The sequence below is a fragment of the Pseudomonas sp. FBCC-B1667 genome, assembly GCF_059133255.1.
This window is the reverse complement of sequence record NZ_CP101437.1, coordinates 6,028,607-6,043,394: the sequence shown is the minus strand read 5'-3', so window position 1 is coordinate 6,043,394 and position 14,788 is coordinate 6,028,607. Positions and strand designations below refer to the sequence as shown.

The following is a 14,788-nucleotide window of genomic DNA, read 5'->3' as shown; positions in this document are numbered from 1 at the left end:
GGCGATAGAAAGGGCGACGCAGGAAAACCTGCATCGCCCCCGGTTTTTAGAAGAAGCCCAGCGGATTGATGTCGTAGCTCACCAGCAGGTTTTTGGTCTGCTGATAGTGATCGAGCATCATCTTATGGGTTTCACGACCGACGCCGGACTTCTTGTAGCCACCGAACGCGGCGTGCGCCGGGTACAGGTGGTAGCAGTTGGTCCACACACGACCGGCCTTGATGGCGCGGCCCATGCGGTAGGCGCGATTGATGTCGCGGGTCCACAGGCCAGCACCGAGGCCGAACTCGGTGTCGTTGGCGATGGCCAGGGCTTCGGCTTCGTCCTTGAAGGTGGTGATGCTCACCACCGGGCCAAAGATCTCTTCCTGGAACACACGCATTTTGTTGGTGCCCTTGAGCAGGGTCGGCTGGATGTAATACCCGGTCGCCAGGTTGCCCTCGAGTTTTTCGATCTTGCCGCCGGTCAGCAGCTCGGCGCCTTCGCCCTTGGCGATTTCCAGGTACGAAAGGATTTTGTCGAATTGCTGCTCCGACGCCTGGGCGCCGACCATGGTGTCGGTGTCCAGCGGGTCGCCACGTTTGATCGACAGGACTTTTTTCATCACGACTTTCATGAAGTCGTCGTAGATCGACTCTTGCACCAGCGCGCGGGACGGGCAGGTGCAGACTTCGCCCTGGTTGAAGAACGCCAGCACCAGGCCTTCGGCGGCTTTCTCGATGAAGGTCGGCTCGGCTTGCATGATGTCTTCAAAGAAGATGTTCGGCGACTTGCCACCCAGCTCCACGGTGGACGGAATGATGTTTTCGGCCGCGCATTTCATGATGTGCGAGCCGACCGGGGTCGAGCCGGTAAAGGCGATTTTGGCGATGCGTTTGCTGGTGGCCAGCGCTTCGCCGGCTTCTTTGCCGAAACCTTGCACAATGTTCAGCACTCCCGGTGGCAGCAGGTCGCCAATCAGCTCGACCAATACGGTAATGCCCAGCGGGGTTTGTTCGGCAGGCTTGAGCACCACGCAGTTACCGGCGGCCAGGGCCGGGGCGAGTTTCCAGGCGGCCATCAGGATCGGAAAGTTCCACGGGATGATCTGCCCGACCACGCCCAGCGGTTCGTGGATGTGATACGCCACGGTATTGCCGTCGATTTCGGCGGCGCTGCCTTCCTGCGCGCGGATGCAACCGGCGAAGTAGCGGAAGTGGTCGGCCGCCAGCGGGATGTCGGCGTTGAGGGTTTCGCGCACGGCTTTGCCGTTGTCCCAGGATTCGGTGATTGCCAGCAGTTCCAGGTTCTGTTCGATGCGGTCGGCGATTTTCAGCAGCACCAGCGAGCGCGCCTGGGCGGAAGTGGCACCCCAGGCATCGGCGGCGGCGTGGGCAGCGTCCAGGGCCTTGTCGATGTCTTCGGCGGTGGAACGTGGGAATTCGGCAATCGGTTGGCCATTCACTGGCGAGGTATTGGTGAAGTACTGACCTTTGACAGGCGCGACGAACTCGCCGCCGATGTAGTTACCGTATTTGCTCTTGAACGAAACGATAGCGCCTTCAGTACCGGGGTGAGCGTAACGCATGGTGAGATTCTCCTTGGCTTTTGTGCTTATAAGGGAGAGCGCATGTGCGCTTGTATAAGCGTAGAGCAAAGGTCGGGCCAGTGCCTTGCAGGTCAGGCAAATCAAGGCCTTGCGTAATTTTTGTCGGACCGGCGGATGCGCGTTGTGATGCTTTCGGTACAGCCCCCGTGACACTTTGTACCGAATGTGGCACAGCGCGTGACTGACGAGTCTTGCCAGCATTGCAATGCGGGCCAGGCTGGAGGATGCTCGGACTCGTGTTCCCTGTAGCAAGCCGCCGAAAGCTGCGTTCGAAGGCGCAGCGCTCGTCTCGTTTTCTGCCATGCATGTGGGGCACAGGTTTTACGACTGCTTCGCGGCCGGACGCCGCCGCCGGCAGCTGCTACACGGAAGCGAGCCAGACTTTGTGGGGAGAATAATAAGAAATGCACGACAACCATTTGAGTCGCCATGCCCGGCAAGTCCTGACCGTCACTCAGGGCAAGTCGCACCTGCATGGCCCCGGCAGCGATCCCTCCATTGCCCGTTCCTGGCTGCGCTGTCTTGAGGACTATCACCTCGACCCGGCCCTGACCATGGCGCCAACGGTGCTGGAGCATGGCCGGGTGCTGGAAAGCCGTGAACGTTTGCAGCAAGTACTGCACATCGCCGGCAATGAGATGACCAGCCTCCACCAACAACTCTCTGGCGCCGGGCATGCGGTGCTGCTGACAGATGCCCGTGGCGTGATCCTCAATTGCGTCACCGCCCCCGCCGAACGGAAGATTTTCGAGCGCGCCGGCCTCTGGCTTGGCGCCGACTGGAGCGAAGCCTGCGAAGGCACCAACGGCATCGGCACCTGTCTGGTAGAGCGTCAGTCGCTGACCATCCATCAAGACGAGCATTTTCGCGGTCGTCACACCGGGCTGACCTGCTCGGCGAGCCCGGTGTTCGATCCTCATGGCGAACTACTGGCGGTGCTCGACGTGTCTTCGGCGCGCCACGATGTCTCGCGCCAGAGCCAGTTTCACACCATGGCTTTGGTCAATCTGTCGGCGAAGATGATCGAGAGCTGCTATTTCCTGCGCTACTTCGACAATCAATGGCTGCTGCGTTTTCACTTGCAGGCCGAATCTGTCGGGCTGTTCAGCGAAGGGCTGCTGGCGTTCGACGGGGAAGGGCGGATCTGTGCGGTCAATCAAAGCGCGCTGAACCTGCTCGCACACATTCGCGGCGGCTTGCTGGGCAAACCCGTGGAAGCGTTTTTCGATTGTTCGCTGGATGAGTTGCTCGGTCGCGCCAGTGTCAATGCCAGCGCCAGTTGGCCGCTGCGCACCCGTGACGGTCGTAGCCTGTTTGCCGTTTTACGCGGGCAACCGCGCAGTATCCCGATGCCGGTGGTGCAAAGCCCAGCGATTGCGGAGCGTCCACGGCTGTCGGGCATCTGCATCGGTGATGCCGCGCTGCAGGAAGATTTTCGCAAGTCGCTGCGGGTCTTCGAGCGCGATGTTCCTCTGCTGATCAACGGCGAAACCGGTTCCGGCAAAGAGGCCTTCGCCAAAGCCGTGCATCAGGCCAGTCAGCGGTCTGACAAAGCCTTTGTTGCCCTGAACTGCGCGGCCATTCCCGAAAGCCTGATCGAGAGCGAACTGTTCGGTTATCGCGGCGGCAGCTTCACCGGCGCGCGCAAGGAAGGCATGCGAGGCAAGCTGCAGCAGGCCGATGGCGGGACCCTGTTTCTCGACGAAATCGGTGACATGCCCCTGGCCTTGCAGACCCGGCTGTTAAGGGTGCTGGAAGACCGACAGGTGGTGCCGATTGGCGGCGAGCCCGAGGCGGTGAACGTCCGGATCATCAGTGCCACTCACCGTCATCTGCTGGATCGGGTGCAGGACGGCAGCTTCCGTGAGGATTTGTATTACCGGCTCAACGGGCTGGAAGTGGCGTTGCCGGCGTTGCGTGATCGCAGTGATAAGTCCCAGTTGCTCGATTTCTTGCTGGCGGAAGAGGCGGGCGGGGAAGCAGTGCTGATCGACGGACCGGCGCGGGACGCCTTGTTGGGTTTTGCCTGGCCGGGCAACGTGCGGCAATTGCGCAATGTGCTGCGTACGTTGGCCGCGCTGTGTGAGGGTGGGCGGATCGGGCTGGAGGAGTTGCCGGCGATGATTCGTCAGGCGCGGCCGGCGGTTGCAGTGGCGGTCGAAGAATCGTCCGAGCATCCGTTGGACGATGCCGAGCGGCTGGCGTTGTTGAATGCGCTGGAGCATACGCGTTGGCATATGACGCATACGGCTGAGCAGTTGGGGGTCAGCCGCAATACGCTTTATAGAAAGCTGCGTAAGCACGGTATCGCCCGGTAAGCCGTGTCGCGGCCATTCGCGAGCAAGCCCGCTCCCACATTAGATCTTCAGCGGACACACATTATGTGAACACCGCTGAACCACTGTGGGAGCGAGCCTGCTCGCGAAGGCGGTTTCAAATCCGAAACACAAGGTGCGATTTTCCCTTCCCTACGCTAACCTGCGGCCATGTTTTACGAGGTCGACTAATGCACATTCATATTCTGGGTATCTGCGGCACTTTCATGGGTTCGATGGCGGTTCTGGCCAAGGAACTGGGCCATCACGTGACGGGCTCCGATGCCAACGTCTATCCGCCGATGAGCACTCAGCTTGAGGCCCAGGGCATTGAGTTGACCCAAGGCTACGATCCTTCCCAGCTCGATCCGGCCCCGGACCTGGTGGTCATCGGCAATGCCATGTCCCGCGGCAACCCGGCCGTCGAATACGTGCTGAACAAGGGCCTGCCTTACGTTTCCGGCCCGCAATGGCTGGCGGATCACGTGCTGCAAGGTCGCTGGGTGCTGGCTGTCGCCGGTACTCACGGCAAAACCACCACCAGCAGCATGCTCGCTTGGGTGCTGGAGCATGCGGGCATGAGCCCGGGCTTCCTGATCGGCGGCGTGCCGCAGAACTTCTCGGTGTCGGCACGCTTGGGCGGTACGCCGTTCTTCGTGATCGAAGCTGACGAATACGACAGTGCCTTCTTCGACAAACGTTCCAAGTTTGTTCACTACCGTCCGCGCACCGCGATCCTGAACAACCTTGAGTTCGATCACGCAGACATCTTCCCCGATCTGCCAGCCATCGAGCGGCAATTCCATCATTTGGTGCGAACCATTCCAAGCGAAGGCCTGGTGATCCATCCGACCACCGAGCCGGCGTTGCAGCGTGTCATCGAAATGGGTTGCTGGACCCCGGTGCAAACCACCGGTGCCGGCGGTCAGTGGCAGGTCAAACTGCTCAGCGAGGACGGTTCGAAGTTTGAAGTGATGTTTGAAGGCGTCGCCCACGGCGTGGTCGAGTGGGACATGACCGGTCAGCACAACGTAGCCAATGCTTTAGCGACATTGGCGGCCGCGCGTCATGTCGGCGTGGTGCCTTCCATGGGTATCGCCGCGTTGAGCGCGTTCAAAAGCGTGAAGCGCCGCATGGAGAAAGTCGCCGAAGTGCGCGGCATCACCATTTACGACGATTTCGCGCACCACCCGACCGCCATCGCCACCACCCTGGATGGCTTGCGCAAACGTATTGGCGATGCGCCGTTGATCGCGATCATCGAGCCGCGCTCCAACTCCATGAAGCTCGGCGCGCACCGCGACGGCTTGCCGGAAAGCGTGGTCGATGCCGATCAGGTGATCTGGTACGCACCCGCCAACCTCGGTTGGGATCTGGCCGGCACGGCTGCGTTGTGCACCGTACCGTCGATTGTCAGCGATTCGCTGGAAGGCATTATCGAGCGAGTGAAAAGCCAGGCCCAGCCCGGCACCCACGTGGTGATCATGAGCAACGGCGGCTTCGGCGGCCTGCACGGCAAACTCGCCGAGGCGCTGCAATGAGCAGCGGCCCGGATCGCATCACGCTGGCCATGACCGGCGCTTCCGGCGCCCAGTACGGTTTGCGCTTGCTTGATTGCCTGGTGCGTGAAGACCGCGAAGTGCATTTCCTGATTTCCAAGGCGGCGCAACTGGTGATGGCGACCGAGACTGATGTCACGCTGCCGCCAAAACCGCAGATGATGCAGGCTTTTCTCACCGAATATACCGGCGCCGCGGCCGGGCAAATCAAGGTGTATGGCAAGGAAGACTGGATGTCTCCGGTGGCCTCGGGGTCCGGTGCGCCGGCGGCGATGGTGGTGGTGCCGTGTTCCACGGGGACGCTGTCGGCCATTGCGACCGGTGCCTGTAACAACCTGATCGAACGTGCTGCCGATGTGACCTTGAAGGAGCGCCGCCAGTTGATTCTGGTCCCGCGTGAAGCGCCGTATTCGAGCATCCATTTAGAGCACATGCTCAAGCTGTCGAACATGGGCGTGACGATATTGCCGGCGTCGCCGGGCTTCTATCATCAGCCGCAGACCATTGATGACCTGATCGACTTTGTCGTGGCGCGAATCCTCAATCTGCTGAATATTCCGCAAGACATGCTGCCACGCTGGGGCGAACATCATTTGAGCAGCGATGAATAAGCTACTGACCCTTTTGCTGGTGTTGCAACTGACCGGCTGCGCCACGGCGCGCACCCTTGATGCGGCCAAACCCGGGGCACCGTTGGTGTATGCGGGGACGCGTCTGGATGTGTATGCGATGAACGGTGGGTGCTGCGCCAAGGACCACTTTGGCGCCGAGGCGCCGAGTTACCCTGGCGTGGACCTGCCAGCCAGCGCGTTGCTCGATACGCTGCTGTTGCCGTTGTCGCTGTTGACGGTGCTCGGGGTAAGTTTTCAGGCGACGGGCGGGTTGTAGCGTTCGGCTAATGTGGCGGGGGGCAGCCGGTTACTTGCCCAGCTTACGCAACTCATCCGACTCAACAATCCGCACGCCATCCTGCTCTTCCAGCGCCAGGCGCCACATCGCCCGGGCCAGTTGGCAGGCTTCGATGCCGTGGTATTTGCCCGGAATCAGGCGTGACAGCGGGCCGGCGACTTTCTCGCTCAAGCGGGGTTCGACGCGATCTCCAAGTAGCAGAGAAGGGCGGCAAATGGTCAGTTGCGGCCAGTTCTGCGCGCGCAATGCATGCTCCATTTCGCCTTTGACCCGGTTGTAGAAAATCGAAGATCTACGATCAGCGCCCAAAGCACTGATCACGATCAGGTGACGTGCACCCATTTCCCGTGCGCGTTTGGCAAATGCCACCACCATTTCCAGGTCCACCGCACGAAACGCTTCTTCGGACCCCGCCTGCTTGATAGTGGTACCGAGGCAGCAGTAGGCAATGTCGACGCGACCGTTCAGCTGCGGCAGAAACACTGCCGGATCGCCAACCGGGTTTTCCAGGTGCGGGTGTTTGGCGAGTGGTCGGCGTGAGGGGGCCAATACTCTTGAAATCGTTGGTTCATTGAGCAGGCGATCAAGCAAACGTTCGCCGGTCAAACCGGTAGCTCCGGCAAGCAATACATGCTGAGGCGTCAAGTACATAGTGTTTCTCCCTTGATACTGTTCAGCTTAGTTGCTCTTTAAATCCTTGCTGTCGATAGAGACACTTTGTAGTGCTTTTCGTGCCTGCTGCTTGCGTAACAACTGCCAGCGCGAGATGACCGTTTTCGGCGCCCAGACCTGTGGTTCAGAGGCTTCGAAGCTGTCCGCCAGTTCACGTTCGGCGACGGTGGCCTTAGCCAGTTTGAAGGCTTGTTCCAGATCGTCGGTCTGGTTCAGCGCCTGGGCGAACAGCGCGTCGCCGAAGTAGGTGAAGTTGGCTTCTTCCGAGCAACCGAACGACACGCGGTCCGCGCGCGAAGCCGTCATGATCAGCGTGCGTTCGTCTTTCAATGCGGGAATGAAACCGCCGGAGTAACAGGCCGAAATCACAATGATCTTGTCGCGGTTTTTCAGCGGCGCGAGCACGGTGGCGAGTTCGTCGGCCGACAGATCGGACAGTTCCATGCGCGGCTGGTCGAGCACCAGTTCGTGTTCGGCAGTGCCGTGGCTGGTCAGGTAGATGAAGATCAAATCTTCCGGGCCACTGCGTTCAGCCAGGGTCAATGCTGCGCGGCGCAGGTTTTCGCGGGTGGCCATCGGCCGGTCCATGAGGTGCTCGCGATGGTTCACCAGCCGGATCTGGCCGTAAGCGCCGAAGCGGCTGCTGAGCATGTTGCTGACGTAATCTGACTCGCGCAGGAACACGCTTTGTTTGCCGTCACCGCCCAAGGTCAGGGTGTACAGCTCGACGGCCGGGGTCGAGGCCGGCACGTTGAACAGGGCATCTTCGAGCAAGCGGCCCTGAGCCAGCAAGCCGAGCTCCAGACTGTCGGGCAGCAACTTGCCCTCGGCGTCACGCACACGTTGGCCATTGCTCCAGATGCCACTTTGCACGGTGCCGTCAGTCAGTACCAATGTGCCGCGGCCCGAGTAACTGTCGCTGTCGAAGTGGCCGGTGTAGAAGCTGCCATCGGGCAGGTTCAGCCGCCCTGGGCCACTGAATCGCCAGTCGCTGAACTGGCCGATGTAGTGGCTGCCATCAGCGCCGATCAACTCGCCCTTGCCGTTCAGCGAGCCTTCCTTGAACTGGCCGAGCCAGACATCGCCGTCGGCATTCTCGTAGCGACCCTTGCCGTGCAACTGATTGTTCTTGAAGCCGCCCACATACATGTCGCCCTCGGCGCTGTTGAAGGTGCCGTTGCCTTCCAGTTGCCCGTCGACGAAATGCCCGGTGAATTGATTGCCGCTCGCGTCACCGCGTTGGCCCTCACCGTTGGGTTTGCCATGGGCGAACTGGCCTTGATACGAGCTGCCGTCATCGAGTTCGAGACGACCGAGCCCTGAATATTGATCGGCCTTGAACTCGCCGCGATAGGTCATGCCGTTTTCTTTGAGCGTGCCTTCACCGTCGCGCCGACCAAGCTTGAAACCGCCGCTGTAACTGCTGTCTGGTGTGGTCAGCGTGCCCTGGCCGTCGAACAGGCCCTGGTTGAAATTCCCGCGAAAAACCTCGCCGTTGCTGCCATGCCATTCACCCTGGCCATGCCATTGCCCCTTGTCGAATTCGCCGGCGTACCAGCTGCCGTTCGGATAATCGATGCGACCCTGACCTTGCAGCAAGCCATTGACCAGATCACCGCGATAGCGCCCACCATCCGGCAAGCGGGCATCGGGAGGCAGCAGCGATTCGCCATCGCCGCAAGCGGTGAGCAACAGGGTCAAGGCAAGGAGTGCAAGTGAGCGCATAGCAGGATCCGGGCAATTAGGCGAGGGAGTATGCCGCAGCTATGTGTCGTATATATATAGAGGGTCGCGAAACAGCGTGAGCTGCTTCGCATCCGGGCGAGTTACACGAAACAGAGGGATAGGGATTCAGCGATATAGGCCGGTTTGTCCGAGCCTTCTATCTCAAGGGTGCAGGTGGCTTTGAGAAGCCATTGGCCAGGTTTTTTCTCGGTGGCGTCGCTGAGATCGACCTTCAGACGCACTTTCGAATTGACCTTGACCGGTTGAATGAAACGTACGCTGTCGAGACCGTAATTGACCACCATCTTCGCGCCTTCGGGGAGGATGAGGATGTCTTCCATCAGTTTCGGGATCAGTGACAGCGACAGGAATCCATGTGCGATGGTGCTGCCAAATGGCGTTTGCGCGGCTTTGACCGGGTCGACATGAATAAACTGATAATCACCTGTGGCTTCAGCGAACAGGTTGATGCGTTCCTGATCGATGGTGAGCCATTCGGAACGTCCGAGTTCCTTGCCGACATAATCTTTGAGCTCTGCAACGGGAACATAGGGCATTGAGACTCTCCTTGGGTTTCATCGGATTTATAGTTTTTCGAGTGGGGGGATTTGACCTCCCTGTGAACCACTTTAGATCAACATGGCAAATGGCTCCGGTCAACTGTCCATGCTGTTGGCGAATGCCGATACATAGCGGCCACGTGCTTATAATGCTCGGCCCCAGCTTTGTGGGGCGAACGCGGGAGATGCCAGATGTTGTTACGTGGCCTGACCTGGCTGGTGCTGTTCCAATTGCTGGGCACCGCCATCAACCACCTGTTTTTACCGGTGCTGCCGGGGCCGATTATCGGTTTACTGTTGTTACTGGTGTATTTGATTTCACGCGGACAAGTCGGCGAGCCGCTGAGCCTGGCGGCCAGCAGTCTGCTGCGTTACCTGCCTTTACTGCTGGTGCCGCCGGCCGTGGGCGTGATGGTGTACTTCAAGGACATCGCCGCGGACTTCTGGGCCATCGTCGGCGCGCTGATGTTGTCGCTGCTGCTGTCCATGGCCTTCGCGGGGGTGCTGATGCAGCGCATGGTCAGGCGCCACGCCCATCGTGGAGATGACCAATGATCCTGGATTGGCACGGTGCGATCGATTCGGTGATTCATCATCCGTTGTTCGGCATCGGCATTACGTTGGGCGCTTATCAACTGGTGTTGGCTGCCTTCGAGAAAACCCGCTGGATCTTTTTGCAACCGGTGCTGGTCTCGATGCTGGTGGTGATCGGAGTTTTGGTCACCTGCGGCGTGACGTACGCCGAGTACCGCAAGAGCACCGAGATCCTCAGCATCTTGCTCGGGCCTGCGACGGTGGCGCTGGCCGTGCCCCTCTACCTCAATCTGCGACGGATTCGGCAGTTGTTCTTGCCGATATTTACTACGCTGGTGATAGGTGGCGTGGTCGCCACGGGCATGGGCGTGTTGCTGGGCTGGTGGTTCGGTGCCGAGCACATGATCCTGATGACCATGGCGCCCAAGTCGGTGACGTCACCGATCGCCATGCTGGTGGCCGAGCAGATCGGCGGTGTCGCGGCGCTGGCCGCAGTGTTCGTGTTGATCACTGGCGTGATCGGTGCGATCTTCGGCCCGAGTCTGTTGACCCGGCTCGGTGTGCACAGTCCCGAGGCGCGCGGCATGGCGCTGGGCATGACCGCCCATGCGGTCGGCACCTCGGTGGCGTTGCAGGAAAGTGAAGAATGCGGCGCCTTCGCGGCGCTGGCGATGAGTCTGATGGGCGTGGCCACGGCGGTGTTCCTGCCGTTGGCGGTGTCGATGGTGGTGTAAGGAAATGTCTATGAGCTTGCCGCTTTTCCCGCTGAACACGGTGCTGTTTCCTGGCTGCATCCTCGACTTGCAGATCTTCGAGGCGCGCTACCTGGACATGATCAGCCGCTGCATGAAGCAGGACGGCGGCTTTGGTGTGGTGTGCATTCTCGACGGCGAGGAGGTCGGCCTCGCGCCGGCGGGTTACGCGCTGGTCGGGTGTGAAGCGCTGATCACCGATTTCAAACAGCAGGATAACGGCCTGCTGGGCATTCGGGTGCAGGGTGGGCGGCGTTTCCACGTTTTGCGAACCGAGGTGCAGCGCGATCAGTTGACCCTCGCGGAAGTCGAATGGCTGGAAGACGAGCCTGAACAGCCGCTGCAGGATGAAGATGCTGATCTGGTTGCGCTGCTCAAGGCGTTGGCCGAACACCCGATGGTTGAAGCCTTGAACATGGGCACCGAAGCGACCGGCCAGCAGTCGCTGGCCAATCAGTTGGCGTACCTGCTGCCGTTTGCCGAAGCGGACAAGATTGACCTGCTGCAACTCGATGATCCGCAGCAGCGGCTCGATGCAATTCAGGCGCTGCTGGATGAATTGCAGGGCGAGCTGTTTGCCTGATCAGTACGCATATCTCAACATCGCATGCGGCAAATGCCGCAATGCAAAGAACGTAAACAAAGCCATCAGCGCCGGTAGCAACAGCCACCAGACTTTAGGTGGCATGGCGTTCAGTGGCGTCTGGCGCTGGCTCGCCCACAAGCTCGCTGCGCACACGCACGCAGCCAGCATCGCGCCGGCCAGTATATCCGTCGGCCAATGCGCGCCCAGGTACACCCGCGACAAGGCAATTGCCAGCGCGGGCAAACATCCCAGCAGCAACCAGGTCAGGCGCATGCGCGGTGGTTGCCCTCGGCCCGCCAGCACGGCTAAGGTCAGGAACAGCGCAAAAGAGCCTGAGGCGTGGCCGCTGGGCATGCTGTAGCTGGTCAGCGGATCGCTCAGCACTTCCGGGCGCAGGCGGGCGAAGAAATGCTTGGACACGGTGTTGCCCAGTGCTGTGAGCAGCAGTGCGCTGCCAGCAAAGATCGCTTGCCGCCATTGCCGGGTGATCAGCAGAAGCGCGACCAGCAAGGCGCTGAAGATCAGCATGTTGCGGAACTCACCGATCAGCGTGAAAAGCACGGCCACTTCATCGAGCACCGGGCTGCGGTGTTCCTGTACCAGGGTCATGACGCCCTGATCGAGCGCGGTCAGGTGCGGATAGCCGATAAACAGTGCCAGCAGAATCAGAAAGCTCATTCCGGCAATCAACATCGTCGCCTTGCGATGGCGGCGCATGCTGCTGGTGATGCTCAGGCCGACCATGGCCGCAATAGCGCCAGCGACGACGCCCGCCTCCGGCCAGAAACCTTCCGGCAATGGCAAACGAATCGCCGCTCCCGTGGCCCAGCCGGGTAGCAGGTACGCCACACTCCAGCCAGCGGCAGCCAACAGACTGACGGCAAAAAAACGTGGGAAGGGCATGTCAAACATCCCGGCGACCATCGGCAGCATCGGACGCAGCGGTCCAATGAAGCGCCCGACCAACAGGCTGGCGATACCATAACGCTGAAAATACGCCTCGGCCCCGGCAATCCATTCCGGATGATGACGCAAGCCGGGCAGGCGCCGGATGTTCTGGTGGAAATGTCGACCGATGAAGTAGGACACGACATCGCCCAGTACTCCGGCGAGGAATCCCAGCAGCAACGTTTCACTCAACGACAACGCGCCGCTGCCAGCCAGTACCGCCACGGCAAACAACATAACCGTACCAGGCACGATCAACCCGGCAATCGCCAGGCATTCCACAAAGGCCACAATGAACACCGCTGCCGCCAGCCATTGCGGGTTGATCGTCAACCAGTCGGTCACGCTATCGAGCCATGGGCCCATAAAAACAACTCCATCAAATGTTCATTAGTCCCATGGGGGGACGAACGCAATCTTCCAGACACCCCTCAAGGGAGCAAAAAATAATCGCGACCTTCGACTTGCCCCCGTCGCAACGGGTTCCGCGTGCAATATGGCGCGTAAGCGGCATCGACGAAGCGGTACATCAAGTGTTCGTCGCGCCCATGGGGGATGCCCAGGCGCGTGGTTTGAATGACGTGGGCAGGCGCCGGACCGACATCCTCGACCAGCAACACTTCATGATCAAAACGCTTGGCATCCCACACCGGCACCTTCAGCCCCAGCGCCTTGCACAGCAATGTCTGTCCGGCGCACAGCTTTTGCGAAGGGCGAGGGCGGCCTTGGGCGTCGGGATTGTTCAATAACATCTGCGCCAGGCTCGCCGGCCCGCTCAATTCATCGACCCACGGGTAGGCTGATTTGATCAGTACCGCATTGCCGGGGCCTTGAGCGCTGAAATTCAGGGAGTCGCCACCACGGGCGTAATACATATAGATGTGACCACCATCCAGAAACAACGCCTTACGCTTTTCTGTATAGCCGAGGGAGGCGTGGCTGCCTTTTTCTTCGAAGTAATAGGCTTCAGTTTCAATAATCCGGGCGCTGAGCCACAGGTCGCCAACCCGGTGACGGATCACTTTGCCAAGTAAATCCCGGGCCAGCGTTTGTGCGTCGCGGTCGAAAAACGCATCCGGGAGCCCCGTGGGCAGGCTCGTGGCGGACGCTCGAACAGTCAGGTTGGACATGATGAACGGCGTTTATCAGGGCTGATTGAGCGGTGATGATAACAATTTGCAGCTTAATCCCGGCTGAACGTCGGCAAATTGCCCTCGATTTCGACCATCCGCCCGTCACCGCTGTTAGTCGGGAGACGCGACAGCTATAATCTGCCGCTTTACTCTTTACCAAGACCTTAGCAAAGACCACCACAGACAATGACTGAGTCCGTTCTTGACTACATGACCCGCCTGGGTCGCGCAGCCCGCGAGGCCTCTCGCGTCATCGGCTACGCCAGCACTGCGCAGAAAAACCGTGCGTTGCAGGCCGCTGCCAATGCGCTGGACGCTGCACGCGTCGAGCTGACGGCTGCCAACGAACTGGATTTGGCCGCGGGTCGCGCCAATGGTCTTGAGCCTGCGCTGCTGGAGCGTCTGGCGCTGACGCCGGAACGCATCGACGGCATGATCGTCGGCCTGCGCCAGGTGGCTGCTCTGCCGGACCCGGTTGGCGCGATTCGCGACATGAGCTTCCGCCCGTCGGGTATTCAAGTGGGCAAGATGCGCGTGCCGTTGGGCGTGATCGGGATCATCTACGAATCCCGGCCGAACGTGACCATTGACGCCGCCAGCCTGTGCCTGAAGTCTGGCAACGCGACGATCCTGCGGGGCGGTTCCGAAGCCATTCATTCCAACCGCGCCATCGCCGCCTGCATCCAGCGCGGCCTGGCCGAAGCCGAACTGCCCGCCGCCGTGGTGCAAGTGGTCGAAACCACCGACCGTGCCGCCGTCGGCGCGCTGATTACCATGCCGGAATACGTCGACGTCATTGTGCCCCGTGGTGGCCGTGGCCTGATCGAACGTGTCAGCCGTGACGCCCGCGTGCCGGTGATCAAACATTTGGATGGCATCTGCCACGTCTACGTGAGTGAGCACGCCGACCTGGCGAAAGCCCAGCGTATCGCGTTCAACGCCAAGACATACCGTTATGGCATCTGTGGCGCGATGGAAACGCTGCTGGTGGATCAAACCGTTGCTAAGGATTTCCTGCCGTCGATGGCTGCCCAGTTCCGCGAAAAAGGCGTTGAACTGCGTGGTTGCGAGCGCACGCAGGCGATCATTGATGTGGTTCCGGCCACCGAAGAAGACTGGGCCACCGAATACCTGGCGCCGATTCTGTCGATCCGCGTGGTCGACGGGCTGGACCAGGCCATCGAACATATCAATAAGCACGGCTCCCATCACACCGACTCGATTGTCAGCGAAAACCTCGGTGACACGCGGCGTTTCGTCGCCCAAGTCGATTCTTCGTCGGTGATGATCAACACCCCGACGTGCTTCGCCGATGGATTCGAATACGGATTGGGTGCCGAGATTGGCATTTCTACTGATAAGCTGCACGCCCGCGGCCCGGTGGGCCTCGAAGGCCTGACCTGCGAGAAGTACATCGTGGTCGGTGATGGCCAGTTGCGCGGCCAGGCGTCGGTCTGACTTGGGCGACCTCGACCCGACAGTCCCAGCCACCGCCAGCGAGCCTCAA

General features: G+C 60.4%; 14 protein-coding genes. 8 read left to right on the top strand and 6 right to left on the bottom strand.

Annotated features, from left to right (window positions below; genetic code table 11):
• Window positions 1-46: 46 nt before the first annotated feature.
• Window positions 47-1,567 (bottom strand): acetaldehyde dehydrogenase ExaC, encoded by a 1,521-nt coding sequence (gene exaC / locus NL116_RS27920; RefSeq protein ID WP_123433406.1) that lies wholly within the window; start codon window positions 1,565-1,567, stop codon window positions 47-49.
• A gap of 425 nt (window positions 1,568-1,992) precedes the next feature.
• Here exaC and NL116_RS27915 point away from each other — a divergent pair, with 425 nt between their 5' ends.
• The 4 genes from NL116_RS27915 to NL116_RS27900 all read left to right on the top strand — a co-directional run bounded on the left by NL116_RS27915 (window position 1,993) and on the right by NL116_RS27900 (window position 6,350).
• Window positions 1,993-3,906, top strand: coding sequence for a sigma-54-dependent Fis family transcriptional regulator (locus NL116_RS27915; RefSeq protein ID WP_494374921.1), 1,914 nt, complete (start codon window positions 1,993-1,995; stop codon window positions 3,904-3,906).
• Between the two features lie 188 nt (window positions 3,907-4,094).
• Complete coding sequence (gene mpl / locus NL116_RS27910; RefSeq protein WP_494374920.1) at window positions 4,095-5,444, top strand: UDP-N-acetylmuramate:L-alanyl-gamma-D-glutamyl-meso-diaminopimelate ligase; 1,350 nt, start codon at window positions 4,095-4,097, stop codon at window positions 5,442-5,444.
• Window positions 5,441-6,073 (top strand): flavin prenyltransferase UbiX, encoded by a 633-nt coding sequence (gene ubiX, locus NL116_RS27905; protein ID WP_027924312.1) that lies wholly within the window; start codon window positions 5,441-5,443, stop codon window positions 6,071-6,073. The genes mpl and ubiX overlap by 4 nt, the downstream gene beginning before the upstream one ends.
• Window positions 6,066-6,350, top strand: coding sequence for a YceK/YidQ family lipoprotein (locus tag NL116_RS27900; RefSeq protein WP_140669532.1), 285 nt, complete (start codon window positions 6,066-6,068; stop codon window positions 6,348-6,350). The genes ubiX and NL116_RS27900 overlap by 8 nt, the downstream gene beginning before the upstream one ends.
• Before the next feature lie 30 nt (window positions 6,351-6,380).
• Here the strand turns inward: NL116_RS27900 and NL116_RS27895 are convergent, their stop codons facing one another.
• The 3 genes from NL116_RS27895 to NL116_RS27885 form a co-directional block, all read right to left on the bottom strand.
• On the bottom strand, window positions 6,381-7,022 hold the full coding sequence (locus tag NL116_RS27895) for an oxidoreductase (protein WP_494374919.1): 642 nt from the start codon (window positions 7,020-7,022) through the stop codon (window positions 6,381-6,383).
• 27 nt (window positions 7,023-7,049) lie between these two features.
• Window positions 7,050-8,768, bottom strand: a complete 1,719-nt coding sequence (locus NL116_RS27890) for a C13 family peptidase (protein ID WP_494374918.1) — start codon at window positions 8,766-8,768, stop codon at window positions 7,050-7,052.
• Window positions 8,769-8,869: 101 nt separating this feature from the next.
• On the bottom strand, window positions 8,870-9,325 hold the full coding sequence (locus NL116_RS27885) for a MaoC family dehydratase (RefSeq protein ID WP_494374917.1): 456 nt from the start codon (window positions 9,323-9,325) through the stop codon (window positions 8,870-8,872).
• Window positions 9,326-9,520: 195 nt separating this feature from the next.
• Here NL116_RS27885 and NL116_RS27880 point away from each other — a divergent pair, with 195 nt between their 5' ends.
• Genes NL116_RS27880 through NL116_RS27870 form a run of 3 tightly spaced genes read left to right on the top strand, consistent with a single transcriptional unit; the run spans window position 9,521 to window position 11,197 of the window.
• Window positions 9,521-9,883, top strand: coding sequence for a CidA/LrgA family protein (locus tag NL116_RS27880; protein ID WP_494374916.1), 363 nt, complete (start codon window positions 9,521-9,523; stop codon window positions 9,881-9,883).
• A 2-nt stretch (window positions 9,884-9,885) separates the two neighbouring features.
• Window positions 9,886-10,596 (top strand): LrgB family protein, encoded by a 711-nt coding sequence (locus NL116_RS27875; protein ID WP_494378147.1) that lies wholly within the window; start codon window positions 9,886-9,888, stop codon window positions 10,594-10,596.
• Between the two features lie 10 nt (window positions 10,597-10,606).
• Window positions 10,607-11,197, top strand: a complete 591-nt coding sequence (locus NL116_RS27870) for an LON peptidase substrate-binding domain-containing protein (RefSeq protein WP_494374915.1) — start codon at window positions 10,607-10,609, stop codon at window positions 11,195-11,197.
• Here the strand turns inward: NL116_RS27870 and NL116_RS27865 are convergent, their stop codons facing one another.
• Window positions 11,198-12,514 (bottom strand): bifunctional DedA family/phosphatase PAP2 family protein, encoded by a 1,317-nt coding sequence (locus tag NL116_RS27865; protein ID WP_494374914.1) that lies wholly within the window; start codon window positions 12,512-12,514, stop codon window positions 11,198-11,200. It lies immediately after the preceding gene.
• A gap of 65 nt (window positions 12,515-12,579) precedes the next feature.
• A complete protein-coding gene (locus tag NL116_RS27860; RefSeq protein ID WP_494374913.1) occupies window positions 12,580-13,278 on the bottom strand; it encodes a DNA-3-methyladenine glycosylase in 699 nt (232 codons plus the stop codon).
• A 189-nt stretch (window positions 13,279-13,467) separates the two neighbouring features.
• Here NL116_RS27860 and NL116_RS27855 point away from each other — a divergent pair, with 189 nt between their 5' ends.
• Entirely contained in the window at window positions 13,468-14,739 is a 1,272-nt protein-coding gene (locus NL116_RS27855; RefSeq protein WP_494374912.1) for a glutamate-5-semialdehyde dehydrogenase, read from the top strand.
• Window positions 14,740-14,788 lie beyond the last annotated feature (49 nt).